This window comes from Cellvibrio mixtus subsp. mixtus J3-8, assembly GCF_000766945.1.
Lineage (GTDB): Bacteria > Pseudomonadota > Gammaproteobacteria > Pseudomonadales > Cellvibrionaceae > Cellvibrio > Cellvibrio mixtus_A.
Window position 1 is genome coordinate 194,312 of sequence record NZ_KN266207.1, and the last position, 16,954, is coordinate 211,265.

Sequence of the window (16,954 nt, forward strand, 5' to 3'; positions counted from 1 at the left end):
ATATTTCTCAACGTAATGTTGCCGATTGCTCATTCAGTGCACTAACAGTCTGTTCACGCAATGCGCTGAAAGCCAATGCTTTGCCACCGTGTTGTTTGGCAAAGTTTTCTGCTTGATCTTTTAACAGGAATGCATCTAACTGGCCGTTACTGCTTTGAACAAACCAGGCCTGGTTAGCAAGTAACTTAATACCACTGTCAGATGCCTGTGCGTAAATCGCACGGATATCAGTACCGGCTTCTTCCAGTTTTTGTAGTTCAGCCAACGCATCTTTAAACGATGCGTAATGACGAACCAACGGTTCGCCGCGCACCCAGAGTTGCGCAAGGTGTTTGAAATCGGTAATGGTTTTTCCGCTAACAGCGTCTTTGGCATCCAGTGAAAGTGGTGAATAATCTTTTAGTGCTGCTTCATAATCGCGGCCGGATTGTTTAAACGCTTCACGCAAATATTTATCGTTGATAAACGTCGTTACATCCAAACCTTTGTCGGTTCTTTTTAACAACTTTAAAGTTTCTATCGCGGTTGATGTGGCTTGGCGATATTCCGGTTTCCAGGTTAAATCGCGGGTTTGCAAACCGAGCGGACCATGGAACAAGTAATTTACTTCAGCTTCAATGCCGGTTAGTTTTTCAATCAGCTCGCTGTATTTTTCCGGCTCGGCAGCGATCAAGCGATCAGCCTCAATCGCTGCACGCAAATAGGCCACCACAATTTCCGGGTATTTTTTTGCATAGGCCTCATCGACCAAAGTGCCATGATAGGTGGGCGCGTTTGCTTGTGATCCATCGTAAATTTTGCGTGCAAAACCGCGATTGGGAAATAATTCAGCAAAGGGTACAAAGTCCGCATGGGCATCAATACGATTGCTTTTTAATGCCGAGCCGGCAATTTCCGGTGCTTGTGCAATAATGCGTACATCTTTATCCAGGTCCCAGCCTTGCGCTTTCACCGCGCGTAACAGCATGCCGTGGGATGTGGAAGCAAAAGGCACTGAAATAGTTTTGCCTTTTAATTCAGCAAGTGATTGCACCGGTGAAGCCGCGGGAACAACAATACCGTTGCCGCTACCTTTAATGCTGCCGGACAGTACACTGATAAAAATACTGCGCTTGCCGGCGGCTTCGTGGGCTACACCGTTGAATGAGCCGGGAAAATCGGCCATCGCACCAAAATCCAGTTTGCCCGCAACCATTTCATTGGTCAGCGGTGCGCCACTGGTAAAGTTTTTCCATTCAATTTCGTATTTTGCATCTTTGTATTTGCCATCTTTCGGTAAATATTTTTCCAGCAGTTTTAATTCGCGAATCAATAAGCCACCAGTCGCGCAATTGATAGTGGTGTCCTGCGTGCCTATGGCAATGCGAATGGTTTCGGCATGCGCAGCTACACTGGTTAATACCAGCGATAAGGCCAGGGCTAAACGGGTTATAAAACGCATTGTTATTTCCTCTTCACGGTTCCAGGCCTGTAAGCCGTTTTTGTAAAGTCGTTTTCTTCTCAGGTAGAGGTAGGCAACGAGAGGTTATTGAGTTAAATGGCATCTGAAGGCAGGTTCAGGTAGCACAATTTTTTAAATCAAAAGGAGCAAGGTTAAATCAACGCAATAAGTAAGGAATTTCCACTTTTACTGCGCCGGTCGGGCAATCCGTTTCACAGGGCATGCAATACCAGCATTCATCAAATTGCATAAATGCTTTATTGGTTTCCGGATGAATGGCTAATAAATCCATCGGGCAAACTTCCACGCACACGGTGCAACCTTTGTGTGCAGTACATTTTTCTTCGTCGACGGTGACCGGCGCATTACTGCGAAAAAAAATACTTTGTTGTTGCTGGGCCATGAAATATCTCCTAGCTATTGGCAACTTTTAGACGTAAGCCCTGGTAGGCGATTTCTTCTTGCGCATTTAAGTGAATCAGGTAAGGCTCAACAGCGCGTTTGAAACTGACCATATTGCCGTGTGCGTCTTTCTTTAAATGGCAGTGATAAAACCATTCGTTGTCATTGCGTTTGGGATAATCCACGCGATAGTGATACAAGCCCCAACGGCTTTCCTTGCGAAACAGCGATGCGCGCGCGGCCATTTCGGCACAGTCGCGAATTACGCTCACTTCCATTGCGCGCATTAGTTCATGTGGATTATTGGCTTTGATTTGCTCGATATCCTGTTCGATCATTGCAAAACGTTCCAAACCAATTTCCATTTTTTTGGTCACTTTTGGTGGTTGCAAATAATCGTTCACAAAGCGACGCAACTTGTATTCAACTTGCGCGGGGGGTAATCCCTGTTCGCGCAGCAACGGGGCATAAACGCGTTGTTTTTCGTTGGCAACTTGCTCTGCATTTAAATCACTGTGTACACGTTCTGCTACATAATCGGCCGCGTTTACGCCGGCAAACCAGCCGTATGTAAATGCTCCAAGCATATAGTTATGCGGTACGGCGGCCATATCACCGGCGGAATATAAACCTTTCACTGATGTTTCCGCGTGTTCATTTACCCAAACACCGGATGCACTATGGCCAGAGCAAAAACCAATTTCAGAAATATGCATTTCCACCATTTTCTCGCGGTAATCAGTACCGCGATTGGCATGGAACTGGCCACGACTCGGGCGCTCGTTGCTGTGCAAAATGGTTTCAATATTCTGGATGGTTTCTTCGGCCAGGTGATCCAGTTTTAAAAAGACCGGACCATTACCGCCTTCCAATTCCTGGTAAAACTCCCACATCATTTGCCCGCTCCAGTAATCGCATTCAATAAAGCGTTCCCCTTTATTATTGGCGGTGTAACCACCGAGGGGACCTGTAACGTAAGCACAAGCAGGGCCGTTGTAATCCTTAATCAGTGGATTGATTTGAAAACATTCCAGGTTCGCCAATTCAGCCCCGGCGTGATAAGCCATTGCGTAACCGTCACCGGCATTGGTGGGGTTTTCATAGGTGCCCATCAAATAACCGGAAGCCGGTAAACCTAAACGTCCTGCCGCTCCACAACATAAAATTACGGCTTTTGCGCGAATTACGTGGAAATCTGCGGTGCGGCAATCAAATCCCAAAACACCATTCACCGCGCCTTCGTCGTCGGTTAATAAACGTGTGCTAACGATGCGATTAGTGATGGAAATTTTTGCACGCTTTAATTGGCGATAAAGCACTTTTTTAATATCGTGTCCTTCGGGCATCGGCAATACATAAGAACCCATGTGATGAACTTTTTTTACTGCGTAATCACCTGTTTCATCTTTTTCAAATTTCACGCCCCAGCGATCCAGTTGTTCGATGGTTGCGAAACTGTTTTTTGCATACGCATACACCGCTGCCTGGTTCACAATGCCGTCATTTGCAATGGTAATCTCTTTGGTGTATTGCTCGGGGGTGGCGTGGCCGGGAATGACGGCATTGTTTAAACCGTCCATGCCCATGCTAATTGCGCCCGAACGTTTTACATTGGCTTTATCGAGCAATAAAATGTTTAACGCCGGATTTTTTTCTTTGGCTTTTATCGCTGCCATTGGGCCAGCGGTGCCGCCGCCGACAACAACAATGTCGTACTCTTGCTCGATGTGTTTTACATCATCGATACTATTGAAGTTTTCCCAGACCATTAATTGCTCTCCGCTTAATTTTTTTGACTGTCAGCGCGTTGGCGATCAATACGGAAACGGTATTGGAAGGCATCGCCACGGTAATAAAGGAATTCAAAATCAATGGGGTTGCCATCGGCAGTGTGTGTTAGCCGCTCAATTCGCATAATGGGCGCCCCTTTTTCTACGTTTAACGCTTTGGTTAGTTCGCTATCGGCCAGAATTGCGTCAATGGCGAGGTCAGCATGGCCGAGGTTAAGCTGTAAATCGTTTTCGAGGATCAGGAAAATATCGCGTGTAATCAGATCCGCCTTTTGTAATTTCTCCCCGATGTCGGCGAGTACATAAGAAATTTCCAGCGAGACCGGTTCGCGGTTGATAAGGCGCACGCGTTTTATTTCTGCAACCTTATCGCCTTCATTGAGTTGCAAGCGTTCTGCAATACGCGCGTCAGCGGCAATAAATTTCACACTGAGTAGTTGGTTAATAACTTCATGACCCCATTGTGATAACGATTCAGCCAAACCTTTTAACGTGCTGACGTTTTGAAATGCTTTTGGCTTTGCAACAAAGGTACCTTTGCCGTGGATTTTAAAAATGAGCCCTTCTTTTTGCAGATCCCCTAGCGCTTGGCGCACAGTAATACGGCTTACCTGGAATTGATCACCCAATTCGCTTTCCGATGGCATGCGGCTTTCGGCGGGGTAGGTGCCATCCAGAATTTGCGCGCGCAATAATTCTTTCAATTGGTTGTAAAGTGGAACTGGTGCGAAGGGAACCAGTGGTGAGTTTTTTTTATTCATCAAATGTCCGGCTAATTTATAAAGTCTGCAATAAGACAACTCATTACTACTTGTTATGACAAGTTGCGGCGAGTATATAAATGGCCATCTGGATTAGAAAAATAATTTAATTTTATATCGTTATAACTTTTAAAATTTAAAGTGTTGTAATTTGAACAGCTGTTGGCGGGTGGGTTATGGGGAACAGATTGAAGTTCTTGCCAATCCTGGCTTTCAGGATAATTGATGTGTTGATTTTAGAGCAGTTCGTTTTATTATTTGGTTGCTATCGGCACCATTTTTTTTTCAGTATTTTCAAAAAAGTCGCAAAAAAATCCCGCACAGAAACTGTGCGGGATTTTTTCAGCCGCTTGTGCGATTAATTAGAGGTAGTAATTTGCATCAATAATTTCGCCCAGTTCTACAGTGGCAACCTGTGGTTGCGCTTTAAGCCATGCGAGTAATTTTGCTTTATCGGCTTCAGTGGTAGAACCATAACGTTGGTTTGAGCCAATAAAACCGGACAGGCGTTTACTGGATAAACCGCCGCCAAAGGCCAGGCCTTCAGCATTGATGGCATCAATAAAAAAACTGTCTACAAATTGGCTAATGACTTCTTCCGTCAAGTCTTCTTTAAATTCACATTCCAGTTCAAAACCAAAAGTGGCGAATTCGTCCTGAAATAATTTTTTACGCAAACGTTTACTGCGTTGGGGGGCTTTTTTGGTGTTTGCGTTATTTATTGCGGTCATGAGGTTTACCTTATTACATTAAAAAATTACGGGTGTTGCATTAAAGATTACGGGTGGTTGAATCAGGTTAAATCGGCGTTGCTAACACCGTTCAAATCCATCAGTGCAGCGACTTGTTTTTCCAATAATTCAATACGGCTTTCCAATTGCCGGATTTTTTGTTCGAGTTGCGCGACTTGCTCGTCATTACCACCACCACTTTTATTTGTGCTGGCGTTTGCGCTTTGCAACGCTGCAATCGCGGTCAGGTCGGGTTGGCCGCAAAGCAGGTGGGTATAACGGTCTTCCCGCTGGCCGGCCTGGCGGGGAATGTGCACAACCAGGGGTTTGGTTTTGGCGCAAAGGCTTTGCAGTTTTTCTTCTAATGCCTGTGGAGATCCAAATTCAACCATGCGCTGGGTGCGAGTCAGGATTTCCGCCAGGGTTTGGGCGCCGCGCAATAAGAGTACTGTCAGGATCGCCTGGGTGGCTTTGTCCACGCTCAATACCCGGGTGAGGCGCTGGTCGTAACGGGCCGCGCGGGAACCGTAATCGACGGCAATCAACTGGCGATCCTGCAATTCACTTACGCAACGTTGCAATGGCCCTGAATCGTAGTTACTGACCGGTTCGCGGCTGGTTTTCTGGTTACAGGCGAGTTGCAGGCTGTTCAGGGTCAGGGGGTATTGGTCGGGCGTCGTCAGTTGCTTTTCCATTAACGAGCCCAGAACCCGGGCCTCCATGGCATTGAGCAGGGCCTGTTCTTCAGAGGGCGCATCGGTAGTTGGGATGTTTTCGGTATCCATAAATCTCGTCTCTGCCAATTTTTGTGGGGCCACTGTACGCCGATAGGGGGTAAATTTCATCTTTTACCTCCCGGGCCATTCGTTATTCTGTTTTTTTATGACGAGGAGGTTAAATCTGCCTATATTTTAAACACAGGTGGTTTGAGTATTTTTTGGGTAATCGCGCCGAGGAAGACTTTATGGATGCTCTATGGTTATTGGCTGGTCCAGACCGTTGCTATCGTGTTCCGGATCGTAGAATTATTGTGGATAAGCGCGGCAGTTTGCTGGATGGTGCGGAACAGTTCCTGATCAATAAACCCGATGTGGAGTTTACAGAAAATACGTTGGCTGCACTCTTTGACCAGGTCGATGTCGTTATCCTGGTTGCGGGCAGCGAGCTATTAAACAAGCAATGGCTGGAGTCGATTCCGGCAAAGTTCCCGAAAGTCGGGTTCCTGTACGAGACAAGTACGCCTGAAGCGCGTTTGCAACTCACGGTTATCGGTGTTGATGGTTATATTTCGGTTTCCATGACCCAACCGGATTTTGAAGTGGTATTACAAAAAATCCATGAAGAAAAACAATCTATCAATAATTTGCTGGAGGAGCTGAAAAATTTTTCAGCGATTGCGTTTACGGCTATGTCATCCGCTTCGGAAATGGGTACCGTCGCGGTATTTGCTGAAAAAGTACAATCCTGCATGGAGTTGCACCGTTTAGCCAATTTGATCCAGGTTAGCTTGGGGGATTTGGGACTGGATTGCATTGTGCAATTTATTTTTGAAAACGATATTACAATTTTTCCAGTGGATGTACCCGTGTCCTATTTGCGTTTATTGCAAAGCGCAAACGAATCAGAAACTCGCATTATTTCCCATGGCCGGTTTTTATTATTCAGTTTTGAACATGTGCAATTATTAGTGACTAATGCCCCCCACCTTGACCAGGAACGCTATGGGCGTTTGCGCGATGTTCTGGCGCATGTGGTTTCTATTGCCGAGGCGCGTGCAAAAACCCTTAAGGTCAATACACTGCTAAAAATCCAGCAGGATAATGCACGTATGGTGATGATGTTGCTGGAAATGGCGGCCGTTGATAATCGCACGGCAGTTAAAACGATTATGACGGAATTATCAGACTCCCTGCGCGTGATGGCGACTGGTTTTGATTTAAATATGGAGCAGGAATCGCAACTTTTAACCTTGTCCGAAAGGGCATTAAACTCATTGGAAGGCTTGCAGGAAACAACGATGGCGGTTGAGGTGCATTTTCGTAGCTTACTGCAGCAATTGGATGAAGCTTCCAATTTACTGCAGCCACCACAAGAGCATGAGCAGGAAATAGAAAGCTTCGACAGCAAGATCGAATTGTTTTAGTGGCTGCTCGTTATTGAGCAAGTAATCAGATATTTACCATTGGCTCAAGCATCCTGCGCCGCTGCAAAATCTTCTGCTTCCTGGCAGATAACTTCATCCACCAATTGCTCCTGGTTTTTGCCACTGCAGTCAATCACTATGTCTGCATAGCGTAAATACAACGGACGGCGCTCGGCATAAATCTCTGCAAATGTTTGCCCGGCTGCACTGGCAATGCCGCGAGTACTGAAATTATGAAGCCGTTGTTCCAACTCCTGGATGGTTACATCCAGAAAAATAACCGGGCCAAATTTTTTTAGATGTTGCATGGCTTTTGCGCTATAAACAGCGCTGCCACCGGTGGCAATAATGTGATTGGAATGATGGATATTGAGCAGTATTTTTTCTTCGTGCTCACGCAATGCGAGATAACCTTGTTCATGCAAGATATCTTGCAAGGTTTTGCGGTGCTCCAGTTGGATCAGCAAATCAGTATCTACAAAATCTTTAGCCAGATGTTTGGCGAGCAGCAAGCCGATGGTGCTTTTTCCTGCACCGGGCATTCCAATAAGGGTCAGGCTCTGATGATAGGGATTATTCATAAGCGCTCTCCAGCGGGTGAAGGTCAATACGGCTATTGCGGGCGGGGTGGAGCCTCCCAACTATAATCCAGTTTCAACGATTAATGAACTTTAGTGGGAGCTGGGTTGACCGCGCCAGTGGTTGCACGATTATTAGAAGGAAGTATTACAACACGTCGCGATAGCACCTGGAGTGCTTAATCCTGATTTACAAGTGAGTACGAAACGTATTGCTATTCGTTACATAGATCTTCAAACGCATCTACCACCGATTCTTCATCGGCCTCAGACAATTCTGCCAGATCCATGATACTGGGTTCGCTAATACCTAACAGATCCTCAATTTCCTCAAAACTCAAATGTGCAGCCAGGGCGTGTTTAACATAGGTTCTTATTGCATCATGGAGTGCGGTTTCGTTATCGCGTGCAGCTTGCAAGGCAGAGACTGTCTGGCTGGTTAACCATTGGAAAAAGGCAGCGCGATCTTCAGGGGAGTTGTTGGTTTGGGCATCAAAATTCATGGGAATGTCTCGCAGGGCAAATGAATTGCAAGTATATCCCAGCTACTACTTGTGTTACACCGGCACGGCGTCTTGTAAATCGATTGTCTGCAAGCTGGTGGAGAAATTTTTGTAGTGCTCATGCCCGTCATCAAGCGATTCAAGCAGGCGCTCCATCAGATTCTTCAAATGGATTAATTGATCATAAATCTGGTCTTGCATTACGCTGATTTCAATCAGCGATAATGCTTCACTATTATTGTGCTCATCAAAATGTTCCAGCCATTCCTCTTGTTCCGGTTGCAATATTCCGCTGCGCACTACTGAAATGGCCAGCCGGCCCATAGCGGCGCTGATAGACCGACTAAAAGATGAACCATGCAATTGTGCAACCAATTGTTGGGCGAGTTGTTTGGCCAAACCAAATTGATTGCGCAATTTTTTTTGCCGGGCTAATAGTTTTTTGGCGGATGCTAATTGTTGGATAGCCTCGGTAGGTAAGGGGGCCTCTTTAAATAACAGGCTGGCTGCGTCATATACCGATTCAAAATAAATGTTATCACTCAGTTTTAAGGCTGATAACAGCATGGCATGAGCATGTACACCGTAATCTTCATAACGGCTGTGGTTATAGATGATGGTGTCAGTTGCGGCAATAATCTGGCTTACCAGGGAAATTTTATCGCCGAATAAATGCCGTGGATAACCCGTGCCATCAATACGTTCATGGTGATCGATAATTGCCTGGCCGATATCTTTTGGCAAGCCAGGGACCATGTCCAGAAAACGTTGGGCAATTAATGGGTGCGCTTGCAAGGCTTTCCATTCGATGGATAAAAAATCCTGTTTTTTCTCACGCAAATCGGCGGGCAAGTACAAAAATCCCACATCATGAAATAATCCGGCAATGAAAGTGGCCTGAATTTCCGGCAGGCTTAAATTCAGCTTCCGCGCAATGGCAACACCGGCTAACGCACTGAAAATACCCTGGAAATAAATGTGCCGTGCGCGTAGTGCAAGAACGGTGAGGTTTTGTCGCAATAGCGGAAATTTTTCATAAAACAAACATGCCAGGCGTAAACTTTTTTGATAGCCCTCATTGTTAGTGACTGCATAAAGGCCGGGAAGGTTGCGTGCGAATTTATTCAGGTAATCAAACAGCCGTTGGGCATCCATACTTTCAGCAATACCCACGCAATGTTCGAGTGGCTTTAATAATTTGTGTTGCAACAATACTTGCGAGCGTTTTTCATCCAGTGGTGAGCCTTGGGCTAGCAAGAGTACGCCCTGGTGATTCAGGATGGGCTGGTTAGCAGTGACGGGTTGTTTCTTATTAACTTCAATCAGGTTTAAACAATAATGATGTTGTTCACTATCAAGCATGCTGCTTTCCTATCAAATAATGTTATTTTTACCTCCCTGCTGCTGGTTAATCGGTGGATCAGTTATTCATGCCTGAATTTACTAATAAAAAACGATAATGCCGGACAAGGTAAATTTCCGGACGCGTTATTCAACACAAGTTTTCTGACTATAGATCAGCTAAAAAGAAATGCCACAAAAAAGCGCAAAGAATTTTCAGTTTGAGAAAACGTATGAAACGCAGGTGTTTTTACCAGCGATCTGGCGTTGTAATGAGGTGTAATTGCGTGAGCAGAGTGGATGTTACGAAAAAAAATTTCTGGAAGGAAAGGTTACCTGGGTATAACAATAACGTTATCAGATGGCTTACACCATCTGATAACTTTTCAAACTTACTTCTTAAGTTGTCTGGCCCACTCAACCAAAGCAGTCAATTGATTGTTGATGTTGCCCTGAATTTTTTCATCTACCAAATTGCCATCATTATCAAAGGAATTCGTGAATGCATTAGCAAACACTTCTGGTCTGTTGAGCGGATGCAAATTTAAATACACACACACTTGACGCAAATGGTATTGCGCACGCGATGTACCCATGCCACCACCTGCACCCATGATTGCAACAGCTTTACCGCTCAGGAGCTTATTGTCCGGTTCCCGTGAGGCCCAATCGAGGGCATTTTTCAATGCCGGCGCAATCGAGTAATTATATTCGGGGCAACCAAAGATTAACGCGTCTGCCGCTTCAATTTGTTGCAATAATTGTTTAACAGCTTCCGGTTTTTCGGTAATGTCTGCATTATAAAAGGGCACTGCCGATAAATCGGCAATTGTAATGCTGCTTCCTGCCGGTGCATGCGCTTGTGCATAACGCAACAACCCCAGGTTAGTGGACTTTTTACGCAGGCTGCCGCCAATCGCTAAAATATTCATCGTACTACTCCATAGTCAATAATTAATAGTTAACAACCAAACAAGTTACATCATGAAAAAGATGATTGGGCCATAACTCATCACCGCAGAAACTACTAGCTTCTGCTATTTACGCTGAACAATCAATTCCACTTCCAGTAAATCACCCGGTGAATAAAGCCGACTAATCTGCACCCAGGTGGCCGCAGGGTACTTGTCGGAATTAAAAAAGCTTTTACGGGTAGGAATGGCTTTGATTAGTGCTTCAATGTCAGTGGTATAGACCGTTTCCTTAATGATCTGATCACTGGTGACATTATATTTTTTGAGTATTTCATGAACGGTGGTATAGCAATACTTGACGGCTTCTTCCATGTTTTTACCCGCACAGGCAATACCGGAAATGAATAATTGGTTATTAACTTCTACCACGCCGCTATAACCTATGTCTTTTTCCCACTCGCCCAGGTGATGGCGTTTGAGCGCGGGGCCATCGGCCGCAACGGCAGTAAGTGATGTTATTAATAGGACAGATAATAAAACAAAACGCATAGTGACCTCCTGGTAATTAATGGAGGCCGCAGTCTAGGTGATTCAAACAATAAAATATCGAAAGCTTTTGTTAATTAGCGCTGTGAAGTGCTAATTACGCAAAACCACCACCGGCTTTCAGGAAAGGCAACAGGCGCAAGCTGATGTTATGGGGATGATGGGCAAGTAATTGTTTGATGCAGGTGTCGGCTTTCAAATAGGTGTCATAGTAAACCTGTGCCGCGTTGCGCATGGATATTATTTGCTCTGCGGGCATTGCGATGGCTTGCCGGATTTTTTCCAGCAACTCCTGTTCATTATTAAATACCAGGCAATTTTTGCCATCTTCCAGGGCTGGAAAAAACATTTCCGGGTACTGGGTAATTGGAATGCTACCTACTGCCAATGCCTCAATTAAATTGTGTGACATTGGATAGCGCACACCGGGGCAAGCGAGAAAAAAATTGCTGTTAGCTAATGTCGCTAACCAATTGATCGGCTCTACTTTACACTTGCGTGTGTTCATTACTACTAATCCATTAATAGTTTTATTACGTATTTTATCCAATTCTGTATTGCTGTGTAATTCCCGATAAGAGCCCTGGCAATCCAGGTTGTTGCGCATTACATCCAGAATTTGTGCGCGACTTAATTTTGCGTAAATATCACGAATGGAATTTTTATTGTATTTTTCAGGATTCGCATCGCCACCAAAAAAAATATTCCAGGGACGTGCTTGCTGCCGATATTGCTTGAGATGCAGATCCTGCTGATGCGCATATACTGGTGGAAACATCGGGAATGGCATGGGAAAGCAAGTGGAATCCGGTGAATAATCCGATTGGTAATTCAGGGTAATAACTTGCGATGCGGAACGGGATAAACTTGAGCACCATTTGTCAGTCACCAAAACATATTCAGCAGGTAGTGACGATTGTGCGTGGCGCAGTATCGACAATTTTTCCTGCAGGCACAGTTTTTTGTATTTATCTTGAATATTGCCCAGGAAAAAATAATTTTCGCGCAGCAGGGGATAAAACCCCGCCCGAACAAAAAAAATAAACAGGCAATAAAAACGTCGTCCCTGGGGGCCATCAATGCGTGAATCGCGGAAATCAAATACCACTAACGGCTGATCATGCGGGATTATGGTGTTTTGTTGCTTGAGCCAGCGGCGATAATCCATATACCGTTGTGGATAAAACGCCGCTTTATAGCGGTTCAGAGCACCGTCCAGTTGGTGGCCGTATTTTGCCAATTGAAGCAGTGTGCTAGCCATAACCTGAGCCTGATGTAGCCGGGATAATCAATATAATGCGGGAATTTTATCCTTGGCATATGACATTACGATTTCAATCGACCTGTAATAATTGTCGACAGCCCTACCTCTTTTTGTGTTAGTGCATAAAAAATCCAAACCCTAATAACCTTTTAATCCTGTAGCCTGCAAATATCTGCAATACATTTAATATTCATTGGGAGCAGCGCAGCTTTTGGCGCCATTCGCCTATATACTAAAAGTATTCCGAAGCCTTCATTTTCCATGCGTGGAGACAAATGTGTCAGGTGTTTTCTTGCGAACCGGTTGGTCGGCCCTGGCTTGGCAAAAGGCAGTTGTATTGGTATTGCTTTACGTTTTGCTGGGTTACCTCAGTGTTCATGGTGCGACTTTTCCTGGCACTTTCTTTGCGCAAGTCTGGCTGCCTTCCGGTATTGGTTTGATTATGTTTTGCCGGTTTGGCAAGCGTGCTTTTTGGCTGGTGTTATTGGCATCCTTAATGGTCAATGGGCCACATGCGTTACGGCAACTTCCTGAAAATGGTGCGGTGACGACCTGGTTGCTGATTTTCTTCAGTCCTTTACTGGATGCATTCCAAAGTTTCCTGGCGTGGCGCTTTTGGCGATTGGATCGCGAGCCGCGTTTGAGTCGCCTGGGTTTCCAACGGTTTTTAATTGCCATTTTATTAGCGGTAGGCATCAGTGTTTTATTGATGGCTAATGTGCATTTGTTGTTGGGATTAATTGAACCGGCAGATTTTATAACGCGTTTCGCGATGATGGCGCTCGCGGATTTACAGGGATTATTTTTATTGGTGCCGTTATGGCTGGCGATGCGCCGGGCCCAGCGTGATTTGTTGAGTTACCCATTAATAGTGAGTGCACTGGTCGTCCCTATACCTTTATTGCTGGCTCGTATTGAGCATTCGCTGGCTGCGCTTTTATTTCCACTCGTTGCGGTAATTATTATTCGCTTGCGTTTTGTCGGCGCTGCGCTCGCGATGTTCATTGCGGGTTTCTGCGTCGTTATTATGGTGGCAGTGGGGCACGATCCGCTACAAATGGGGCAAGGCGTTGAGGCATTCAGTCGCTGGGCGTTAATTGTTCTCGCGCTGGGTACGCCCTTGTTATTAATGGGAATTATTTTAGAAGACAGCCACGATTACCAGACCCATTTGGAGGCGCGTGTTAACGAGCGTACGCAAGCATTGCAAGATGCATTGGCCGCTGCACATGTGTTGGCAATCACCGATTCACTGACGCGTGCATTTAATCGCCGCCAAATGGAAACACTGGTGCACGATGAAGTTGAACGCGCCCAGCGCTATCACCAACCTATGTCGTTAATTATTCTGGATATCGATCACTTTAAAGCAGTGAATGATAATTACGGCCATCCGGTGGGCGATAAGGTGCTGCGACAAGTTAGCGATATCCTGGCGAGTAGCTTGCGTCAATCAGATTCATTGGGGCGCTGGGGGGGAGAAGAATTTTTAATCTTGCTGCCACAAATCCATGTCGATGCTGCTGCGAGCGTTGCCGAAAAATTACGGCTCGGTATTTACAGCCATGATTTTGGTTTGAAAGCACCGGTATCCATTAGTCTCGGTGTTGCAGAATTGCAGCCGGGCGAATCTGCCGGTGAATGGATAACACGCGCAGATAATGCTTTGTATCTGGCTAAGGATCGCGGGCGCAATCAATTGGTTGCGGCGGATGAATAAAAAACGCGCGAACTTTGCGCGCGTTTTTTTGTTGGGTTACCGCATGGTGTTATCGGCGGGATTTTTTGTTTTTATGTGAATGTTTTTCACTGCGTACCGGCGCTTGTTTAGCCAGCAACAACTGAAAGCCACCAAATACAATCGCCAGCAAACCGATCAGGGCAGAGAATACGTAAGCCCCGCCATCGGCAGCAAAATAGAGGCCGATGATTAACAACAGGCCGAATAAAATAAAACCATAACCCAGTTTTTGTTGTAATTGAGCACTTTGAGTTTGCATAGCATCACCTTGTTAACAAGAGGACATACCAGACGAATTCGCCGTCTTGCAGTTATCAAGCGCATGATCAGCTGCGTTTGTGCGGCGCGTTTATTATCGGTTCTGATTATCGGCAGGATACTTCTGTGGTGCAAGTCCCTAATACTCTGCTAAATCAAGTCGCACCAACTCCTTGGGTAGATGTCTCATGCAAGGCTATAATCGCAGCCCATAGCTGGTTGGCGTTTGTGAAGCTTTACTGATCGCAGCGCCCTTGATAAAAGAGAGTCCCCCTTGGATAAATCGAAATCCCCCCAATTCCATCGCAGTTTTTTAAAACCACGCTTTTGGCCTACCTGGTTGGCACTGGGTTTCTTCTGGTTTATCGCCCAGTTGCCGGTAGCATTAAACCAGGCGATTGGTCGGTTTTTGGGCTTTTTGTTGTATCACCTGGCGCATTCGCGCAAACGTTATGCTGAGATCAATATCGCGTTATGTTTTCCCGAACTGGACGCCGCTGCGCAAGCGAAAATGGTGCGTGGGGTGATTACATCATGCGGTTTGAGCATTGCTGAAACCGCCATGGGGCTGTGGGGACAAGAAAACAAAATGCGCAACCGCTATACCATTACAGGGTTGGAACATATCGAAAAAGCACAAGCGGAAGGCAAAGGTATTTTGCTCTGCGGTAGCCATTTAACGACGATCGATATCAGCGGGCGCATCATGGCATATCACGTAGTGGCGGATGTGTTGTATCGCCCCGATCCCAACCCATTGATGTCCTATGCGATTGCCAGTGCGCGCAATCGCGTGAATGACGGGGCGATTCATCGCAGTGACACGCGCCAGTTAATTAAAAACCTGCGTGCAAAGCATATTGTCTGGTATGCACCGGATCAGGATTACGGCCCCGCCCATAGCATCTTTGCCCCGTTTTTTGGTGTACCGGCGGCAACGGTGGTTGCCACATCGCGTATCGCTAAAATGTCAGGTTGCGCAGTCATTCCATTTTTTTGTTTCCGCGAGCCCAAGGGCCGCTATCGTTTGGAAATTCACCCCGCATTGGATAATTTCCCCAGCGGTGATGATCTGGCTGATGCTACCCGGGTGAATAAAATTATCGAAGATGCGGTGCGCCAGGCGCCTGACCAATACCTGTGGGTCCATCGCCGTTTTAAAACGCGGCCTGAAGGTGAGCCCAGCCTTTATCCCCCCAAGAAAAAGCGCAAAGAGCGTCCGCAAGTTTAATTTTTCAAGATGTTAATGAGGGCAGTAAATATGGATGCATGTGTTCAACCGGGTTTACTGCCAGTGCATGATGCAATTGCCCGGATTATTGCCGCATTGGAGCCAACCACAGCAACCGAAACCGTGTCGCTGTTCGATGGCCTTGATCGCGTTCTTGCAGAAAATATTATCGCGCCAATCAATGTGCCGGGCGCCGATAATTCGGCGATGGATGGCTACGCCGTACGCCTGCAGGATGGTGGCGATGAATTAACGCTCATCGGCGAATCATTTGCCGGTCATGCTTTTAGCGGTGATATTCGTGCAGGGCAAACGATTCGTATTATGACCGGCGGTTTAATTCCCGCCGGTGCGGACACAGTCGTAATGCAGGAAAATGTAACGCGGCGGGGCGATAGCATTCGCATCAATAAATTGCCTGATGTTGGCGAAAATATTCGTCGCGCCGGGGAAGATATCGCGGTGCAATCGCTCGTGTTATCCAAAGGCCACCTGCTTACTGCGGTGGATATCGGTTTGCTCGCCTCATTGGGTATCCATCAGCTCCGGGTTTTTCAGCGTATTAAAATTGCATTACTTACTACGGGTGATGAATTGCTCGCGCCGGGCGATGTTTATCAGCCTGGCAAAATCTATGACAGCAATCGCCCGCTATTACACGCGCTATTGAAACGCTTGCCGGTTGACGTGAAAGACTTTGGCATAGTGCCGGATAATCCGGAAGCGTTGCGCAAGGTTTTTTTATCCGCGCGTGAATATGCCGACCTGGTGATTTCAACCGGTGGTGTCTCGGTCGGCGATGCAGATTACACCAAAGAAATTTTGTCGGAACTCGGTGAAGTTAATTTCTGGAAAATTGCGATGAAGCCGGGCAAACCTTTTGCCTTTGGTTTATTGGGAAATAGCCTCGCGGAAAAAACGCGTGCGACAAAATGCTGGTTTTGCGGTCTACCCGGTAATCCCGTTTCAACCGCAGTGACCTATCACCAGTTGGTGGTACCGGCGGTGCGGTACCTGGCGGGTGAAAATCCTGTTGAACCCATTGTTATTAAAGCAGTTGCAGCAAAGCCGTTAAAAAAACAACCGGGCAGGATGGATTTCCAGCGCGGCATTTTTTCAATTATTGATGGTGTGAATTCGGTGAGCAGTGCAGGCTTGCAAAGTTCTGGCGTACTTAGTGGGATGGGCAAGGCGAATTGCTATATTCGGTTGGAGGCCGGGCGCAGTTCAGTCGCTGCAGGTGAAAGTGTGGACGTGATTTTATTTGACCGCTTTATTCGCTGATTTTATTTTTTCTGCAACAAGAGGCC

At 46.2% G+C, this 16,954-nt stretch carries 17 protein-coding genes; 4 read left to right on the plus strand and 13 right to left on the minus strand.

Annotated elements, in window-relative coordinates:
• Window positions 1–7: 7 nt before the first annotated feature.
• The 6 genes from A596_RS05925 to A596_RS05950 all read right to left on the minus strand — a co-directional run bounded on the left by A596_RS05925 (window position 8) and on the right by A596_RS05950 (window position 5,970).
• Window positions 8–1,441 (minus strand): ABC transporter substrate-binding protein, encoded by a 1,434-nt coding sequence (locus tag A596_RS05925; RefSeq protein ID WP_039913236.1) that lies wholly within the window; start codon window positions 1,439–1,441, stop codon window positions 8–10.
• Window positions 1,442–1,598: 157 nt separating this feature from the next.
• A complete protein-coding gene (locus A596_RS05930) occupies window positions 1,599–1,844 on the minus strand; it encodes a 4Fe-4S dicluster domain-containing protein (protein ID WP_039913237.1) in 246 nt (81 codons plus the stop codon).
• Window positions 1,845–1,854: 10 nt separating this feature from the next.
• On the minus strand, window positions 1,855–3,612 hold the full coding sequence (locus tag A596_RS05935; protein ID WP_052417276.1) for a fumarate reductase/succinate dehydrogenase flavoprotein subunit: 1,758 nt from the start codon (window positions 3,610–3,612) through the stop codon (window positions 1,855–1,857).
• A 14-nt stretch (window positions 3,613–3,626) separates the two neighbouring features.
• Complete coding sequence (locus A596_RS05940) at window positions 3,627–4,394, minus strand: GntR family transcriptional regulator (protein ID WP_039913238.1); 768 nt, start codon at window positions 4,392–4,394, stop codon at window positions 3,627–3,629.
• 362 nt (window positions 4,395–4,756) lie between these two features.
• Window positions 4,757–5,125, minus strand: a complete 369-nt coding sequence (locus tag A596_RS05945; RefSeq protein ID WP_052417277.1) for a YggL 50S ribosome-binding family protein — start codon at window positions 5,123–5,125, stop codon at window positions 4,757–4,759.
• 62 nt (window positions 5,126–5,187) lie between these two features.
• Complete coding sequence (locus tag A596_RS05950) at window positions 5,188–5,970, minus strand: YceH family protein (RefSeq protein ID WP_235425630.1); 783 nt, start codon at window positions 5,968–5,970, stop codon at window positions 5,188–5,190.
• A 119-nt stretch (window positions 5,971–6,089) separates the two neighbouring features.
• Here A596_RS05950 and A596_RS05955 point away from each other — a divergent pair, with 119 nt between their 5' ends.
• Window positions 6,090–7,268 (plus strand): hypothetical protein, encoded by a 1,179-nt coding sequence (locus tag A596_RS05955; RefSeq protein WP_039913239.1) that lies wholly within the window; start codon window positions 6,090–6,092, stop codon window positions 7,266–7,268.
• A gap of 44 nt (window positions 7,269–7,312) precedes the next feature.
• On the opposite strand, the gene A596_RS05960 is transcribed toward A596_RS05955, so the two are convergent.
• The 6 genes from A596_RS05960 to A596_RS05990 all read right to left on the minus strand — a co-directional run bounded on the left by A596_RS05960 (window position 7,313) and on the right by A596_RS05990 (window position 12,411).
• A complete protein-coding gene (locus A596_RS05960) occupies window positions 7,313–7,849 on the minus strand; it encodes a shikimate kinase (RefSeq protein WP_039913241.1) in 537 nt (178 codons plus the stop codon).
• Window positions 7,850–8,061: 212 nt separating this feature from the next.
• Window positions 8,062–8,349 (minus strand): hypothetical protein, encoded by a 288-nt coding sequence (locus A596_RS05965; RefSeq protein ID WP_039913242.1) that lies wholly within the window; start codon window positions 8,347–8,349, stop codon window positions 8,062–8,064.
• Window positions 8,350–8,403: 54 nt separating this feature from the next.
• Complete coding sequence (locus tag A596_RS05970; protein WP_039913243.1) at window positions 8,404–9,711, minus strand: HD-GYP domain-containing protein; 1,308 nt, start codon at window positions 9,709–9,711, stop codon at window positions 8,404–8,406.
• A gap of 371 nt (window positions 9,712–10,082) precedes the next feature.
• Window positions 10,083–10,622 (minus strand): NADPH-dependent FMN reductase, encoded by a 540-nt coding sequence (locus A596_RS05980; protein ID WP_039913246.1) that lies wholly within the window; start codon window positions 10,620–10,622, stop codon window positions 10,083–10,085.
• A 105-nt stretch (window positions 10,623–10,727) separates the two neighbouring features.
• Window positions 10,728–11,153 (minus strand): RidA family protein, encoded by a 426-nt coding sequence (locus A596_RS05985; protein ID WP_052417278.1) that lies wholly within the window; start codon window positions 11,151–11,153, stop codon window positions 10,728–10,730.
• 94 nt (window positions 11,154–11,247) lie between these two features.
• Window positions 11,248–12,411, minus strand: coding sequence for a glycosyltransferase (locus A596_RS05990; RefSeq protein ID WP_039913248.1), 1,164 nt, complete (start codon window positions 12,409–12,411; stop codon window positions 11,248–11,250).
• Between the two features lie 280 nt (window positions 12,412–12,691).
• Here A596_RS05990 and A596_RS21975 point away from each other — a divergent pair, with 280 nt between their 5' ends.
• Window positions 12,692–14,134, plus strand: a complete 1,443-nt coding sequence (locus A596_RS21975) for a GGDEF domain-containing protein (RefSeq protein WP_052417279.1) — start codon at window positions 12,692–12,694, stop codon at window positions 14,132–14,134.
• Between the two features lie 49 nt (window positions 14,135–14,183).
• Here A596_RS21975 and A596_RS06000 read toward each other — a convergent pair whose 3' ends face one another.
• Complete coding sequence (locus A596_RS06000; RefSeq protein WP_039913249.1) at window positions 14,184–14,414, minus strand: hypothetical protein; 231 nt, start codon at window positions 14,412–14,414, stop codon at window positions 14,184–14,186.
• Between the two features lie 273 nt (window positions 14,415–14,687).
• Here A596_RS06000 and lpxL point away from each other — a divergent pair, with 273 nt between their 5' ends.
• Window positions 14,688–15,644 carry an LpxL/LpxP family Kdo(2)-lipid IV(A) lauroyl/palmitoleoyl acyltransferase gene (gene lpxL / locus A596_RS06005; RefSeq protein ID WP_039913250.1) on the plus strand — a complete coding sequence of 319 codons (957 nt, stop codon included), beginning with the start codon at window positions 14,688–14,690 and terminating at the stop codon, window positions 15,642–15,644.
• 30 nt (window positions 15,645–15,674) lie between these two features.
• On the plus strand, window positions 15,675–16,928 hold the full coding sequence (gene moeA, locus A596_RS06010; RefSeq protein WP_039913252.1) for a molybdopterin molybdotransferase MoeA: 1,254 nt from the start codon (window positions 15,675–15,677) through the stop codon (window positions 16,926–16,928).
• The last annotated feature ends 26 nt before the right edge of the window (window positions 16,929–16,954 follow it).